This is a genomic window from Pseudomonas sp. EA_5y_Pfl2_R50 (assembly GCF_963970475.1).
In the GTDB taxonomy this organism is placed as follows: Bacteria; Pseudomonadota; Gammaproteobacteria; order Pseudomonadales; family Pseudomonadaceae; genus Aquipseudomonas.
In genome coordinates this window covers 1-440 of the sequence record NZ_CAXAPT010000192.1, presented here as the reverse complement: position 1 = coordinate 440, position 440 = coordinate 1, and the positions used below count along the sequence as shown (strand labels likewise).

1 pseudogene is annotated in these 440 nt (G+C 62.0%); it reads right to left on the bottom strand.

What is annotated here, in order from left to right:
* Nucleotides 1–413, bottom strand: a pseudogene (locus AACY19_RS27400) (hypothetical protein); the annotation flags it as partial.
* Nucleotides 414–440 lie beyond the last annotated feature (27 nt).

Sequence of the window (440 nt, the reverse complement as noted above, 5' to 3'; positions counted from 1 at the left end):
ACGCACAAGGTCCCGCGATCGGCATCGGGGATGAACACCATCTCATAATCATTGCCGTCATCGGTGCGCAGCAGCCATTTGCGCGTGCCGTCGGTCGACACTTGCGCCTCGACCACTTGCGGGCGGCTGATGGTGAACCGTTGTTCCAGCCACGGCTGCATCGCCTTGGAAATGTCGGTCATCAGCGCAAAATCGGTGACGCCGCGATTGTAGATCCAGTGCCACAATTGCTTGGCGCGCAATTTCGCCTGTTTGGGGTCGAGCTGCGAGGTCTCCAGCGCCATCCGCAAATCGGCCTTGGACAGGCCGAGCAGATCGATTCGCCCATCGCTGCGCGGCACCAGCGCGCGTGGCACGGGTACGGGATCGATATGCCCCGGAATGGGCATGGAGAGGGCTGGAGCTGTCTGCATCCGGGGCACATAGGCTAAAAGGCGCGG